The sequence below is a fragment of the Peribacillus sp. P4_D6 genome (assembly GCF_056401795.1).
Genome location: NZ_JBFUIQ010000022.1, coordinates 42,215 through 57,387 on the forward strand (window position 1 = coordinate 42,215; position 15,173 = coordinate 57,387).

A 15,173-nucleotide genomic window follows, 5' to 3' on the forward strand; every position below is an offset into this window, starting at 1 on the left:
GGAAGGGAGAGCGAAACATGAAAGCAGGAACATTAAGACAGATTTTGCTTATAACCGACGGATGTTCAAATCATGGTGAGGAGCCGTCTGCCATGGCTGAATTAGCAAGGGAGCAAGGCATAACCATCAATGTCATAGGTGTAATGGAAAATGATGTGATAGATGAAAAGGGACTTAAGGAAATCGAGAAGATTGCTGGTTCAGGAGGTGGCGTAAGTCAAGTAGTCTATTCGCAGCAGTTGTCCCAAACCGTCCAGATGGTGACACAAAAGGCGATGACTCAAACGATACAGGGAGTTATCAATCGCGAACTTCAACAAATACTAGGAGATTCAAAAACGATGGAGGATCTTCCGCCGGATAAACGGGGAGAGGTGATGGAGGTGGTCGATGAGCTTGGGGAAACAAGCAAGCTCGAAGTACTGATTCTTGTTGATACCAGTGCAAGCATGAAACATAAATTGCCTACAGTAAAAGATTCCTTATTAGATCTTTCCCTTAGTATGAATGCAAGGATGGGTGACAGCCGTTTTTCCGTATTCGTATTTCCTGGGAAAAGAAATGACGTTGAAAAGTTGCTGGATTGGACCCCGAACCTCGAAGCCTTGACGGCAACTTTTCCTAAGCTCAGTACAGGGGGACTCACTCCGACAGGTCCAGCCATTCGTGAAGCTTTAACTCATTTCAATAAAAAACGTTCATTGAGGGGATTGTTATCACATGATGATGAACAATACTTTGAGGAATCAATGTAAACTTCTGCCTGGCAGTTTGGTCACTGGAAAATGGAATAAAAACCAGTACAAAATAATTAAGGAATTGGGGTGTGGAGCGAACGGGATCGTTTATTTGGTTGAAAGCGGAAATCGTCATTATGCTTTAAAGCTCAGTGATAATGGGACGTCCATTATTTCGGAGATGAATATCCTAAAATCCTTTTCAAAGGTCCAGGGGTCTACCCTTGGACCTTCCTTTTTGGAAGCGGATGATTTCATGAAAACAGGAAAGCAGCTCCCTTTTTATGTCATGGAATATATCCATGGACACGATTTTTTGCGTTTCATTGATAAGAAAGGGTCGTCATGGATTGGAGTCTTGATGCTTCAGCTCTTAACAAGCTTGTCTGCCTTGCATTCCAATGGCTGGGTGTTCGGTGATTTGAAACCCGAGAATTTGATCGTGACATCACCAGCCTATAAGGTACGGTGCGTGGATGTTGGCGGAACCACCTTGATCGGGCGGTCTGTTAAAGAATTCACCGAGTTTTTTGACAGGGGGTACTGGGGACTTGGATCAAGAAAGGCCGATCCGCAATATGACTTGTTCGCTGTAGCAATGATTATAATCAATTCTGCCTATCCCGGACGTTTCCAGAAGAAAGGGGAGGGGTATAAACAGCTTAACGACTTAATTAAGCAGAAAAAGGAATTGCATCCATACAGGAAGATGTTGGATAAGGCGCTCCGCGGACAGTATGACTCAGCCATCCAAATGCGGGAGGATCTGGTAACGGTGCTAAGTAAGCAAAATCATTCGAAGAAAAAGGACCCGAACCAGACAGCGACGGGTCAGCAGCAAACCGTGCAGCCTTCAACAAGACAAGCAAGAAGGTCCCAAAACCAATCAAAAAAGAAAAGCGGCGGTTTTTTTGAAACGTTTTTGCTGGTTGCCATCATATCGATGCTCTATGTTCTTTACATATATGAACAGTTGTTATGATATAGTTATTAGGTGAATGCCATGAAATGGTTGAAACCATTTCAGGATTCAATCGTATAAAACTAATGCCTGTCCATAAAGAAGGAAGATTGTATGTTAAAGGAAAAAGTTCTGAGCACCATTTATAGAAACGAATTGATTAAGGAAAACTCGAAGTTGCTAATAGGCGTTTCCGGAGGACCGGACTCGCTGGTGCTTCTCCATATCCTTAAGGAAATTCAACCTCTTTTTCATTACGAGATGATCGTGGCAAGTGTTGACCATATGTTTCGTGGTGAAGAATCCTATGGGGATTATAAATATGTCGAGCATATTTGTGAACGGTGGGGCATTACATTTGAGGGAAAAAGGATCGATGTTCCTGCCCGGATGGAACAGACGGGGGAAAGTTCACAAATAACGTCAAGAAAGCTGCGTTTTGCTTTCTATGAGGAAGTGATGGATAAGCATCAAGCCTCCACGCTTGTCCTGGGGCATCATGGAGATGATCAAATAGAAACGATGCTCATGCGTTTAACAAGAGGGGCGACAGGCAAGGCAAGAGCGGGTATTCCTATAAAGAGACGTTTTCATACAGGGGATCTGATCAGGCCTTTTCTTGAAATCACGAAAAGTCAAATAATCGAATATGCGGGCCTTCATGATATTGAACCAAGGTTTGATCCGAGCAATGAAACGGGTGTCTATGCAAGAAATCGTTTTAGACATGAAGTTCTTCCGTTTTTAAAGAAAGAAAATGGAAAGGTTCATGAGCATTTTCAACGATTCAGTGAAGAGCTATATGAAGATGAAGAGTTTTTTTTGAACCTGGTTTCAAGCAAAATGTCCGAGGTTTGGATCCAGCAGGATAAAGATCAAGCGGTTATTCAGATTGATAAGGTTCTCGCGATGCCTAAACCTTTACAAAGAAGGGCGATTCAACTAATATTAAACTATCTTTATTTGGAGAGACCTTCATCGCTTTCGGCATTACATATTGACCAACTTTTAGTTTTGTTTTTGAATCCTCAACCATCTGCAGAATTGCATCTTCCGGAGGGCCTTATTGCGGAAAAATCATATCAAACTTGCACGTTTAGATTTTTTCGACAAAAAAGCCGTGAATATTCCCTAAAATTACAAATTCCCGGTGAGACTATTCTTCCGAATGGATATAAGATTAAAGCGCACTATATAAAAGAAGAAATTCCGGTACTTAGGGGAAATCATTCTTTTATTCTTCCCGAATCAGCTGTTCAGTTTCCGCTTACAGTCCGAACCAGGAATGAAGGCGAACGGATGGCCGTCAAGGGATTAGGTGGAACTAAAAAGTTAAAGGATATTTTTATTAATGAAAAGATCCCGATGCTAGAAAGAAATGTGTGGCCGGTCATCATCGATCAAACGGGAACGGCGATTTGGCTGCCCGGTTTAAAGAAGTCGAATGTTGAGCCGGATATAATTTCTGATGAAAAATCTTTAATTTACTTAGAATATAAAAAAGCTTAATTCTTCATGGGGGGCAATTAATTACAATGACCATGCAAAACGACATTGAAAAAGTTTTAATATCAGAGGAAGAACTTCAAATGAAAATAAGGGAATTGGGTGCGCAGCTTGAAGCTGATTACCAAGGTAAGTTCCCGTTGGCCATCGGAGTGCTGAAAGGCGCCATGCCATTTATGTCAGATTTACTGAAACGTGTGGATACACATCTTGAAATGGACTTTATGGATGTTTCGAGCTATGGTAACTCCACTGTATCGTCCGGTGAAGTGAAAATCATCAAGGATCTTGATACATCGGTTGAAGGCCGGGATATTTTAATCATCGAAGATATTATCGACAGCGGTTTGACTCTTAGCTATCTTGCGGAACTTTTCCGTTATCGAAAAGCAAAATCAATTAAAATCGTTACCTTATTGGATAAACCAACAGGCAGGAAAGTGGATATCGCTCCGGACTATGCCGGGTTCATCGTTCCGGATGCATTTGTTGTCGGATATGGTCTTGATTTTGCGGAAAAGTATCGTAATCTCCCGTATATTGGCATATTGAAGCCCGAAATTTACTCGAATTAATCGTACCTGTTTGAAAGGGAAGACCAGATAAAAACAGCGGTGTTAAATTATTGTAATTCATTAATTTTATATGATAGTATTTACTATAGTTTGTTTACCCGTGGGAGGAGGTAAGGGATGAATCGGATCTTCCGTAATACCATATTTTATTTACTGATCTTTTTGGTCATCATTGGGATTGTAAGCATTTTTAATAATAACAATGAACCAACGGAGAAAATGACCCAAGATGAATTCTATAAGCATTTGGAGAATGGGGACGTTACTGCACTGACGATGCAGCCCGAAAGCAGTGTATTTGAAATCACAGGAAAGCTCAAAGGTTATGAGGAAAACAAATTCTTTGTGACGTACGTGCCTTTCAGTGAATATTCGCAAAGTCGGATAAATGATGCCGTAACCAAGTTGGGTAAGGACATCGTCACTGTGGAACCTCCAGAAAAAACAAGTGGCTGGGTGACATTTTTCACTTCCATCATTCCATTTGTAATCATTTTTATCCTCTTCTTCTTTTTACTTAACCAAGCTCAGGGCGGCGGTGGTGGCCGTGTCATGAACTTCGGGAAAAGTAAGGCGAAATTGTATAATGATGATAAGAAAAAAGTTCGCTTCAATGATGTTGCCGGGGCGGACGAAGAAAAGCAGGAACTTGTCGAGGTCGTTGAATTCTTGAAAGATCCTCGCAAATATGCCGAGCTTGGAGCCCGTATTCCTAAAGGGGTACTTTTAGTCGGGCCTCCTGGTACAGGTAAAACTTTACTTGCACGAGCAGTAGCTGGTGAAGCCGGAACTCCTTTCTTCTCAATCAGTGGTTCTGATTTTGTTGAAATGTTTGTGGGTGTCGGTGCATCCCGTGTTCGTGATTTGTTTGAAAATGCTAAGAAGAACGCACCATGTATCATCTTCATCGATGAAATTGATGCAGTCGGTCGTCAACGTGGCGCAGGTCTAGGTGGCGGTCACGATGAACGTGAACAGACATTGAACCAATTACTGGTGGAAATGGATGGTTTCGGTGGTAATGAAGGAATCATCATCATTGCTGCGACTAACCGTGCTGATGTATTGGATCCGGCATTATTGCGTCCGGGACGTTTTGACCGTCAAATAACGGTAGGCCGCCCTGATGTTAAAGGCCGTGAAGAAGTGCTGAAAGTGCATGCACGCAATAAACCATTAGCGGAAACAGTCGATTTGAAAGCGATCGCTCAGCGTACTCCAGGATTTTCTGGTGCAGATCTTGAAAACTTACTGAATGAAGCGGCGCTTGTTGCTGCCCGTCAAGATAAGAAGAAGATCGACATGTCCGATTTGGATGAAGCTTCGGATCGCGTTATTGCCGGACCTGCCAAGAAAAACCGTGTCATTTCCAAAAAGGAAAGAAATATCGTAGCATGGCATGAAGCAGGCCATACCATTATTGGGCTGGTTCTGGATGATGCCGAGGTCGTTCATAAAGTTACGATTGTCCCTCGTGGTCAAGCCGGCGGTTATGCAGTTATGCTGCCGAAAGAAGATCGTTTCTTCATGACGGAACCTGAGCTAAAAGATAAAATCGTAGGACTATTGGGTGGCCGTGTAGCCGAAGAAGTTACATTCGGAGAAGTGAGTACCGGTGCGCATAACGACTTCCAGCGTGCAACGGGCATAGCTCGTAGCATGGTTATGGAATATGGAATGAGCAAGCTCGGACCGCTTCAATTCGGTAATTCTCAAGGTCAGGTCTTCCTAGGCCGCGATTTCAACAATGATCAAAACTATTCAGATGCAATAGCATATGAAATCGATCTTGAAATTCAACGTATCATCAAGGAAGCTTACGAAAGATGTAAGAAAATCCTTACTGAAAATCGTGAAAAACTTGATTTGGTTGCAAAAACCCTGCTTGAAGTGGAAACACTTGATGCTGAACAAATCAAAGGTTTATTCCATAATGGTAAATTGCCAGATCGGGATTATACGGCCCTGAATGGGAATCTCACCACTGATGAGAATGTCAAGGTGAACATCAATAAGAAGAAGGAAGAAAAAGAGGCCCTATTAGATCCATTGGATAAAAGAGGACCTGAGGACCTTGAAATAACGGAGGAAGGATTGAATACTCCTCCAATCAAAGAAGGTGCACCTCAAGATCAGCCGCTTTCCTTCCCGAACGAAGACGACAATAAAAAGTCTTAATCGACTAAATTCAAAAGGGTATTTCCGCCTCGGAAATACCCTTTTCTTAACTCTTAAATTAATTATGATAAAGTTCCTGGGATACCTTCCGAAAAGTGCGACTAATAGCGTGGGAAATAACAGTGTGGTATGATGTTGGAGAATAATTTACCGGAGTGATGAAACGATGATTTTTGTATTGGATGTTGGGAATACGAATACCGTATTAGGCGTATACGATCAAGATATTTTAAAATATCATTGGCGAATTGAGACTAACCGTCACAAGACAGAAGATGAGTATGGAATGATCATAAAGTCTTTACTGCAGCATGAAGGTCTTGCGTTTGATCAATTTGATGGAATCATTATTTCTTCGGTAGTTCCGCCAATTATGTTTGCGCTTGAACGCATGTGTAAAAAGTACTTTGGAATTAAACCGCTTATAGTTGGGCCTGGAATAAAAACTGGATTGAATATTAAATACGAAAATCCCCGTGAGGTGGGAGCGGACCGAATCGTTAATGCTGTTGCTGGCATTCAGGAATATGGAAGCCCTCTCATTATCGTGGATTTTGGTACGGCAACTACATATTGCTACATAAATGAGGATAAACAATACATGGGCGGAGCCATTGCCCCGGGTATAAATATTTCTACCGAGGCACTTTATTCAAAGGCAGCCAAACTTCCGAGAATAGAAATCAGCCGTCCGGAAGGGATTATTGGGAAAAATACGGTGTCCGCCATGCAGGCTGGCATTTTGTATGGGTATGTTGGGCAGGTAGAAGGAATCGTTAATCGAATTAAAGCGCAAAGTAATCTAGAACCAACGGTAATAGCGACAGGCGGACTGGCTACCTTAATTGCTAATGAGTCTACTGTTATTGACGTTGTGGAGCCATTTTTGACCTTGAAGGGTTTGCAGCTGATTTATAAACGTAATCGTGAGCAAGTGAAGAAGTAACACAAAGCATGAAAGGAGCAATATAAATGAAGGATTATCTAATAAAGGCGTTAGGTTATGAAGGACAGGTTCGTGCATATGCTGTTTCAACAACAGACACCGTAGGAGAAGCTCAGCGACGCCATTATACATGGCCCACTGCTTCGGCTGCCCTTGGACGGGCTATGACGGCAGGCGTTATGATGGGTGGAATGTTAAAAGGTGAAGAAAAGCTGACGATTAAAATCGAGGGTGGTGGTCCGATTGGATCCATCCTGGTCGACAGCAATGCAAAGGGGGAAGTCCGCGGATATGTCACACATCCGCAAACCCACTTTGATTTGAATGAGCAAGGTAAGCTGGATGTCAGGAAAGCGGTGGGTACCGATGGTTTGTTGACTGTTGTGAAAGATATTGGTCTTCGTGATTACTTTTCAGGGCAAGTACCGCTTGTATCTGGAGAACTGGGTGAAGATTTCACTTATTACTTTGTTACTTCCGAACAGGTGCCTTCATCAGTGGGTGTTGGGGTCCTGGTGAATCCGGATAATTCAATCCTTGCAGCGGGCGGATTTATCATTCAGTTGATGCCGGGTACATCCGAAGATACGATTTCGAAAATCGAAAAAAGACTAAGCACGATTACTCCTGTTTCCAAGATGATTCAAAACGGCATGACTCCTGAAGAAATCCTAACCGAAATTTTAGGTGAGGGCAATGTGAATATATTAGAAAAAATGGATGTCCAATTCTCCTGTCAATGTTCAAGGGAAAGAATTGCGACTGCATTGATCAGCCTGGGGCAGGCTGAGATTCGGGATATTATTGATACAGACGGACAAGCGGAGGCGCATTGTCATTTTTGTAATCAGACCTACCAATTCTCTAAGGAAGAACTTGAGGAACTGGAAGCGGAAACCAAAAAATAATGTACGGGGGATAAGGGTTTGCCAAAACACAAGCTTCGGGCGATTATTGCTGGCCTTGCCTTGTTGAACCTATTGACTATCATTATCTTTGTCATAAAACCACTAATCATTTCAAAAACCGTCATTGGGGAAGAAACGGCCGCGAAGGTCGGGTCGAAGGATATTTCCCGGGACGCATGGATGAATGAGCTCGAAAAAAGATATGGGGAAGATGTACTTGAGGAAATGGTCGATAAAGAGGTAGTGAAACAGGCAGCTGAAAAATACAAAGTGAAAATTTCGGATGAAGAGCTAGATCGTGAACTTAAAATGATGAAAACGATGTATGGGACTGCCGGTCAGAACCTTAATAAAAGTAACGATCAATTGAGGCAGGAAATTCAGTCGAGTCTCCTCCTCGAGAAGCTCCTCACCAAGGACGTTTCGGTTTCCAAAACGGCAATGCGGAATTATTATGATAATAATAAGGATATCTATAGAATCCCTACTGCTTTCCATATTTCCCATATTACCACGTCTACAAAAAAGCAGGCAGACCAAGTCATACGTGAACTGGAGAAAGGTGTCTCCTTTGAAGTCTTGGCGATGGAAAAGTCCCTTGATGAATTTACTGCCAATCAAGGGGGCGACATGGGTTATATATCACAGGATAACGAGCAAGTATCCAAGGAATACATTACCGCTGCCGAGAAATTGAAGGTTAAAAAGTGGAGTGATGCAATCCAAACGGAGGATGGCTGGGCCGTTCTCTACCTGCATGAAAGAATAGAGGGCAAGCAATATGAATATGACGAAGTTAAAGACAAGATTCGCCGCCAAATAGCTCTTGAACAGATTCAGGCACCGGTCTCAGGGAAAATTTTCTGGGACGAATTTGATGTAGAATGGTTTTATGGATTGAAGGAAGAAAAGTAGGTCAATGGTTGTGTGAGAAAATTTAGAATATAGTATATAATCATTGACAATGAACTATTAAAACTGGTAACTTTAAAATTATAAAACCAATAAACATACTCGGTATTGAAATGATAAGGGAGTGGAGAAAATGGCACGTATAGCTAATTCTGTAATCGATTTAATTGGACAAACACCTATTGTTAAGTTAAACAAGCTTCAAAATGAAAACAGTGCAGATATTTATTTGAAACTTGAGTATTTTAACCCAGGCAGCAGTGTAAAAGACCGTATCGCCCTTGCGATGATCGAAGCGGCAGAAAAAAATGGTACCCTTAAGCCAGGTGATACGATCATTGAACCTACAAGCGGAAATACTGGAATAGGCCTGGCGATGGTAGCTGCGGCAAAGGGCTATAAATCAATTCTGGTTATGCCGGAGACGATGAGCTTGGAACGCCGTAACTTGCTTCGCGCTTATGGCGCAGAATTAGTTCTTACTCCTGGGCCAGAAGGAATGAAGGGTGCAATCGCAAAGGCGACTGAGCTTTCTAAAGAAAAAGGTTACTTCATTCCACAGCAATTCGAAAACGAAGCCAACCCTGAAGTACATCGGAACACTACAGGCCCTGAAATCGTGGAAGCCTTTGGAGATGAAGGCCTGGATGCATTCGTTGCCGGAATCGGTACTGGCGGAACCATTACAGGTGCCGGTGAAGTCCTGCGTGAGAAATTCCCTGACATTAAAATTTACGCTGTTGAACCTGCGGATTCCCCAGTATTATCAGGAGGGACTCCGGGACCTCATAAAATCCAAGGAATCGGAGCAGGCTTCATTCCAACTATATTGAATACAGATCTCTATGACGAAATCATTCAAGTCAATACAGAGGAATCTTTTGATTATGCACGCCGCGCAGCAAAAGAAGAAGGAATCCTTGGCGGAATTTCTTCTGGAGGTGCAATCGCAGCTGCCGTTAAAGTGGCTGACAAACTGGGAAAAGGCAAAAAGGTACTTGCCATCATACCAAGTAATGGTGAACGCTACTTAAGTACGCCATTATATAACTTTGAGTAAGACAAGACGCTAAAAATGAGAAGCGAAGTTCCTTAGGGGCTTTGCTTTTCTTTTTGCAGTAATGTCTGCAGAAGTGTTCCGAATCTTCATGGAGCTTGCACTATGCCTGTGTAAATGGGTAAACTCGTATATATAGATTTCTTTAAGTGAAGGAGAACGTTGGATGTCATTAGCTGGAGCGTCAAAAATAAAATGCGGTTCATTTGATTTGGATTACAGCACTAAAACCTTAATTATGGGGATTTTGAATGTTACGCCGGACTCCTTTTCGGATGGCGGGAAATATAATCGGATAGATGCTGCTTTGAAGCATGCTGAACGGATGGTCAACGATGGAGCGGATATATTGGATGTAGGCGGAGAGTCCACCCGACCTAATTATGAGAGGATATCGGAGGAAGAGGAAATAGAGAGAGTCGCCCCGATTATAGAGGCCATATCCCGTAATATTGAGGTTCCAATATCGGTCGATACGTATAAATCAAGAGTGGCGGAAGCGGCGGTAAAAGCAGGAGCCCATATATTAAATGACATTTGGGGAGGTAAAGCCGATTCATTGATGTCGAAGGTTGCTGCGGAATATAAGGTGCCGATCATCTTGATGCATAACAGGGGTAATATGGAATATGGACATTTTGTTCGGGATGTACTTCAAGATTTATTCGAAAGCATCATGTTGGTGAAGGATGCAGGTGTCAAGGATGAAAACATCATACTCGATCCAGGAATTGGCTTTGCGAAAGATTTAAAGTTAAATTTAGAAATGATGAGGAATCTTGATAAGCTGGTATCGTTAGGTTATCCAGTTCTGTTAGCCACATCAAGAAAGTCCATGATTGGTCATGTTCTGGACCTGCCGCCTAGTGAGCGAATGGAAGGAACGGCCGCCACAATCTGTCATGGCATTCAACAAGGCTGTCAAATGGTTCGCGTACATGATGTGAAGGAAATGGCACGGACTGCAAAGATGATGGATGCTCTATTAGGAAAAGGTGAATGATATGGATAAGATATATGTGAATAAAATGGAGTTTTACGGTTATCATGGAGTTTTTCCGGAAGAAACGAAGCTTGGTCAGCGATTTAAAGTGGATTTAATCGTCCAGACTGATTTAGCCAAGGCAGGAAAGAGTGACAACCTTGAAGACTCAATCAACTATGGCGAGTTATATGAAGTGTGTAAAAATGTTGTTGAGGGAAAACCTTTTAAGTTAGTGGAAGCTGTCGCTGAAAAAATTGCCTCTGAACTGCTTAATAAATATTCTTCCATCGAGACATGCACCGTCAAGGTTTATAAACCAGATCCTCCAATAGCAGGTCATTATGATTCGGTTGCTATAGAGATTGTAAGGGGACGCTGATTGTGAGAAATATTGCTTACCTTTCAATAGGGTCGAACTTAGGTGATCGCCTTGAAACATTCCGAAAGGCTTTCCAATTATTGTCTGAAAGCCCGCATATCAAATTGGTGTCATGCTCCTCTTTATATGAAACGGATCCGATAGGATATGAAGACCAGGACTGTTTTTTAAATGCTGTCCTTAAAGTGAAAACCGATTTAGAACCCGAACAATTACTTCACGCTTGTATGAAAATTGAACAGGATTTAGGGAGAAAAAGGGAAATCAGGTGGGGTCCTCGTACTTTAGACCTTGACATTTTGTTATATAATCATGAAAATATTGAGACAGAGATTCTTTCAGTCCCGCACCCTCGTATGCGCGAGAGGGCTTTTGTTATCGTGCCTTTAATGGAAGTGGACCCAGATATATCACTTCCGCAAATGCGTGCACCTTTGAGCGACCTGCTTGAACAGATTTCGGATAAAGAAGGAGTTCGATTATGGAAGGTGAAAAATGGGGAAGGCGTATTCGCGCTTTTCGAAAGTTAAAGGGTTATACCCAGGAAGGGTTTGCGAGGGAGATAGGTGTTTCCGTTTCCTTGCTGGGAGAAGTTGAACGAGGGAACCGTAACCCTTCAGAAGCATTTTTACTGGAAGTGGCGGAAATTCTTCATATTTCCATTGAGGAGCTTCAGCCACCTGAGGATAAATGAAAGAATGTTATAGGGGGTCACAACGTGTTAAGAATAGGCGATATAGAAATGAAGAACCAGGTAGTGCTGGCCCCGATGGCGGGAGTCTGTAACTCGGCATTCCGCTTGACTGTCAAGGAATTTGGAGCTGGTCTTGTTTGTGCGGAGATGGTCAGTGACAAGGGAATCGTTCTTAAAAATGCTAGAACGATGAATATGCTTTATATAGATGAAAGAGAAAAGCCGTTAAGTTTGCAAATCTTTGGCGGTGAGAAGAAATCTTTGGTTGAAGCTGCGCAATTTGTAGATAAAAATACAACTGCTGACATCATCGATATCAACATGGGCTGTCCTGTCCCTAAAATCACTAAATGTGATGCGGGTGCGAAGTGGCTTCTCGATCCAAACAAAATTTATGAGATGGTTGCAGCGGTGGTTGATGCTGTTGAAAAGCCGGTAACGGTAAAAATGCGCATAGGCTGGGATGATGAACACGTTTTTGCGATTCAAAATGCTCAGGCTGTTGAACGCGCAGGTGGTAAAGCTGTTTCCATGCATGGCAGAACACGAGTTCAAATGTATGAAGGCAAAGCTAACTGGGACATCATCCGTGAAGTGAAGAAATCGATTAATATTCCCCTTATCGGTAACGGTGATGTGGAAACTCCACAGGATGCGGAAAGAATGCTGAAGGAAACGGGTGTTGATGGAGTCATGATCGGCCGTGCAGCTCTAGGTAACCCGTGGATGATTTACCGGACTGTAAAATTTCTTGAAACCGGTCAACTGATGGATGAGCCTTCAGTACGTGAAAAGATGGATGTTTGCGTTCTTCATATGGATCGTCTGATTGCGTTGAAAAATGAAAATGTCGCCGTTCGTGAAATGCGTAAGCATGCTTCCTGGTATTTAAAGGGTGTTAAAGGGAATGCTACGGCTCGCAAAGGAATTAATGAATGTGAAACAAGGGAAGATGTTGTTAAGCTTCTTTATGGACTAGTTGATGAAGTGGAAGCGAAGCAACAAAATATCCAAATGGTCTGAATTTGACATCACCTTCCTATTTTCCTATAATACGCTTATCTTAAACTGCCAGTTATCCTGGCAGTTTTTATATGTACATAAACAATGTTTTATGATAAAAAGCTGTTGAATTCCTTTACTTTATGTAAGAATAAATATTATGCAAAAGAATTTCTGATTAATTATATAAAGCATTTATTAATAAAGATGGAGATGATTTTCGTGAGTCATGAAGAATTGAATGACCAACTGCAGGTAAGACGCGATAAAATGCAAGCGATGATGGATAATGGACTAGACCCTTTCGGGAGCAGATTCGAGCGCACACATAACACTCAAGAGTTAATCAGTGCTTATGGTGAATTAGAAAAAGAAGATCTTGAAGAAAAAGAAATTGAAGTTACGATCGCTGGCCGTGTCATGACGAAGCGCGGAAAAGGAAAAGCGGGATTTGCCCATATCCAGGATATTAGCGGCCAAATCCAAATCTACGTCCGTTTGGATAACATAGGGGAAGATTCTTACCAAATTTTCAACCAAACGGATCTTGGTGATCTTGTAGGGGTAACTGGCGTTATCTTCAAAACGAAAGTCGGGGAACTTTCCATTAAAGCTAAAGAATATGTGTTCCTTGCTAAAGCGCTTCGCCCGTTGCCTGATAAATTTCATGGCTTGAAGGATGTTGAAGAGCGTTACAGGAAACGCTATGTCGATTTAATTACAAATGAAGAAAGCAAAAATACGTTGATCATGCGCAGTCGCATTGTACAAGCCATGAGAAGGTATTTGGATGATCATGGATACCTTGAAGTGGAGACGCCGCTATTGCACTCTGTTGCTGGTGGAGCAGCTGCACGACCTTTCCTTACTCACCATAATGCTTTGGATATGCCTTTGAATTTAAGGATTGCCATTGAACTTCATCTAAAACGCTTGATCGTTGGCGGATTGGAGAAAGTTTATGAAATTGGCCGGGTTTTCAGAAATGAAGGGGTGTCCACAAGGCATAATCCTGAATTCACATTGATCGAATTGTACGAAGCTTATGCGGATTACCAAGATATCATGAGCTTAACGGAAAACTTGATTGCCCATATAGCTCAAGAAGTTCTTGGGACGACTACCATCCAGTATGGGGAGTATGAGATAGAGTTAAAACCGGAATGGAAACGACTTCACATGGTTGACGCTGTAAAAGAATATACCGGTGTGGACTTCTGGACTGAAATGAGTAAAGAAGAAGCCCAGCAGCTTGCTAAAGAAAATGGGATTGAAGTTAAGGAATCCATGGAGTTCGGCCATATCGTAAATGAATTCTTTGAACAAAAGGTCGAAGATAAGTTAATTCAACCTACATTCATCTATGGGCATCCAGTGGAAATCTCTCCTTTAGCAAAGAAAAATCCGGAGGATTCCCGTTTCACAGATCGTTTTGAGTTATTCATAGTAGGTAGGGAGCACGCAAATGCCTTCACTGAACTTAATGATCCTATTGATCAACGTCAACGCTTTGAAGCTCAATTGAAAGAACGAGAGCAAGGTAATGATGAAGCTCATGAAATGGATGAAGATTTCTTGGAGGCATTAGAATACGGAATGCCGCCGACTGGCGGACTTGGAATTGGTGTTGACCGTTTGGTTATGCTATTGACCAATTCTCCTTCCATACGTGACGTCCTGTTATTCCCTTTAATGAGACATCGCTAAATATAAGCAAAATGGTTTTGATTGCAGTGCCGAATTCGGATGGCTGGGATCATGGGCGTAGCTCCTGATCCTGGTAAGTCCAATTCGGTTTTTGTTTTTTAATTATAATTTCATGCCTTTCAATAGAGTGGATTCTAGGGTTTAAAAGAAAAACAACATTATCTCAAAAAAACTTTATAAAAGGTATTGCACAGTTAACGTAATGGTGTTATATTTATATCTGTCGTTACGAACGAGTTGCAAACAGATTACAAACTTTAAAAAGTTTTAAAAAAGTTGTTGACTTGCAGTAATGAAAATGTTATTATAAATAAGCTGTTCCGAAAGACATTGCTCTTTGAAAACTGAACAAAACAAAGCGCCAACGTTAAATTTTAAGTGAGCACACACTATGGAAAAAGCAAATGAGCAAGTCAAACATTTCTTCGGAGAGTTTGATCCTGGCTCAGGACGAACGCTGGCGGCGTGCCTAATACATGCAAGTCGAGCGAATCGACGGGAGCTTGCTCCCTGAGATTAGCGGCGGACGGGTGAGTAACACGTGGGCAACCTGCCTATAAGACTGGGATAACTTCGGGAAACCGGAGCTAATACCGGATACGTTCTTTTCTCGCATGAGAGAAGAT

The 15,173-nt window shown here is 42.1% G+C and carries 15 protein-coding genes and 1 rRNA gene; all 16 read left to right on the forward strand.

Features of this window, described 5'->3' with window-relative positions:
* The first annotated feature begins 17 nt into the window (after window positions 1-17).
* Window positions 18-755: a VWA domain-containing protein gene (locus AC1DVB_RS10005; RefSeq protein ID WP_034316300.1), complete on the forward strand. Its 738-nt coding sequence runs from the start codon at window positions 18-20 to the stop codon at window positions 753-755.
* Window positions 721-1,719 (forward strand): protein kinase domain-containing protein, encoded by a 999-nt coding sequence (locus AC1DVB_RS10010; RefSeq protein WP_377332395.1) that lies wholly within the window; start codon window positions 721-723, stop codon window positions 1,717-1,719. The genes AC1DVB_RS10005 and AC1DVB_RS10010 overlap by 35 nt, the downstream gene beginning before the upstream one ends.
* Window positions 1,720-1,812: 93 nt before the next feature.
* Window positions 1,813-3,207, forward strand: coding sequence for a tRNA lysidine(34) synthetase TilS (gene tilS / locus AC1DVB_RS10015; protein WP_230134831.1), 1,395 nt, complete (start codon window positions 1,813-1,815; stop codon window positions 3,205-3,207).
* A gap of 32 nt (window positions 3,208-3,239) precedes the next feature.
* Window positions 3,240-3,779: a hypoxanthine phosphoribosyltransferase gene (gene hpt, locus AC1DVB_RS10020; RefSeq protein ID WP_057276519.1), complete on the forward strand. Its 540-nt coding sequence runs from the start codon at window positions 3,240-3,242 to the stop codon at window positions 3,777-3,779.
* A 117-nt stretch (window positions 3,780-3,896) separates the two neighbouring features.
* On the forward strand, window positions 3,897-5,957 hold the full coding sequence (gene ftsH / locus AC1DVB_RS10025) for an ATP-dependent zinc metalloprotease FtsH (protein WP_082609260.1): 2,061 nt from the start codon (window positions 3,897-3,899) through the stop codon (window positions 5,955-5,957).
* Window positions 5,958-6,123: 166 nt separating this feature from the next.
* Entirely contained in the window at window positions 6,124-6,903 is a 780-nt protein-coding gene (locus AC1DVB_RS10030; RefSeq protein WP_057276508.1) for a type III pantothenate kinase, read from the forward strand.
* A 26-nt stretch (window positions 6,904-6,929) separates the two neighbouring features.
* Window positions 6,930-7,811 (forward strand): Hsp33 family molecular chaperone HslO, encoded by an 882-nt coding sequence (hslO, locus tag AC1DVB_RS10035; RefSeq protein ID WP_057276509.1) that lies wholly within the window; start codon window positions 6,930-6,932, stop codon window positions 7,809-7,811.
* Window positions 7,812-7,829: 18 nt separating this feature from the next.
* The gene (locus tag AC1DVB_RS10040) at window positions 7,830-8,726 is read left to right on the forward strand and encodes a peptidyl-prolyl cis-trans isomerase (protein ID WP_095679959.1); all 897 of its coding nucleotides are present in this window, start codon (window positions 7,830-7,832) and stop codon (window positions 8,724-8,726) included.
* Window positions 8,727-8,856: 130 nt separating this feature from the next.
* A complete protein-coding gene (cysK, locus tag AC1DVB_RS10045; protein WP_063574543.1) occupies window positions 8,857-9,783 on the forward strand; it encodes a cysteine synthase A in 927 nt (308 codons plus the stop codon).
* A 163-nt stretch (window positions 9,784-9,946) separates the two neighbouring features.
* The gene (folP, locus tag AC1DVB_RS10050; protein ID WP_239859918.1) at window positions 9,947-10,783 is read left to right on the forward strand and encodes a dihydropteroate synthase; all 837 of its coding nucleotides are present in this window, start codon (window positions 9,947-9,949) and stop codon (window positions 10,781-10,783) included.
* 1 nt (window position 10,784) lies between these two features.
* Window positions 10,785-11,144 carry a dihydroneopterin aldolase gene (gene folB, locus AC1DVB_RS10055; RefSeq protein ID WP_095679957.1) on the forward strand — a complete coding sequence of 120 codons (360 nt, stop codon included), beginning with the start codon at window positions 10,785-10,787 and terminating at the stop codon, window positions 11,142-11,144.
* Between the two features lie 2 nt (window positions 11,145-11,146).
* Window positions 11,147-11,674 carry a 2-amino-4-hydroxy-6-hydroxymethyldihydropteridine diphosphokinase gene (folK, locus tag AC1DVB_RS10060; RefSeq protein ID WP_034316285.1) on the forward strand — a complete coding sequence of 176 codons (528 nt, stop codon included), beginning with the start codon at window positions 11,147-11,149 and terminating at the stop codon, window positions 11,672-11,674.
* On the forward strand, window positions 11,626-11,838 hold the full coding sequence (locus tag AC1DVB_RS10065) for a helix-turn-helix domain-containing protein (RefSeq protein ID WP_034316283.1): 213 nt from the start codon (window positions 11,626-11,628) through the stop codon (window positions 11,836-11,838). Before folK ends, AC1DVB_RS10065 begins: the two co-directional genes overlap by 49 nt.
* A gap of 24 nt (window positions 11,839-11,862) precedes the next feature.
* Complete coding sequence (dusB, locus tag AC1DVB_RS10070; protein WP_095679956.1) at window positions 11,863-12,861, forward strand: tRNA dihydrouridine synthase DusB; 999 nt, start codon at window positions 11,863-11,865, stop codon at window positions 12,859-12,861.
* Between the two features lie 186 nt (window positions 12,862-13,047).
* Window positions 13,048-14,547 (forward strand): lysine--tRNA ligase, encoded by a 1,500-nt coding sequence (gene lysS / locus AC1DVB_RS10075; protein WP_170946992.1) that lies wholly within the window; start codon window positions 13,048-13,050, stop codon window positions 14,545-14,547.
* 422 nt (window positions 14,548-14,969) lie between these two features.
* Window positions 14,970-15,173 (forward strand): 16S ribosomal RNA (locus tag AC1DVB_RS10080); the annotation flags it as partial.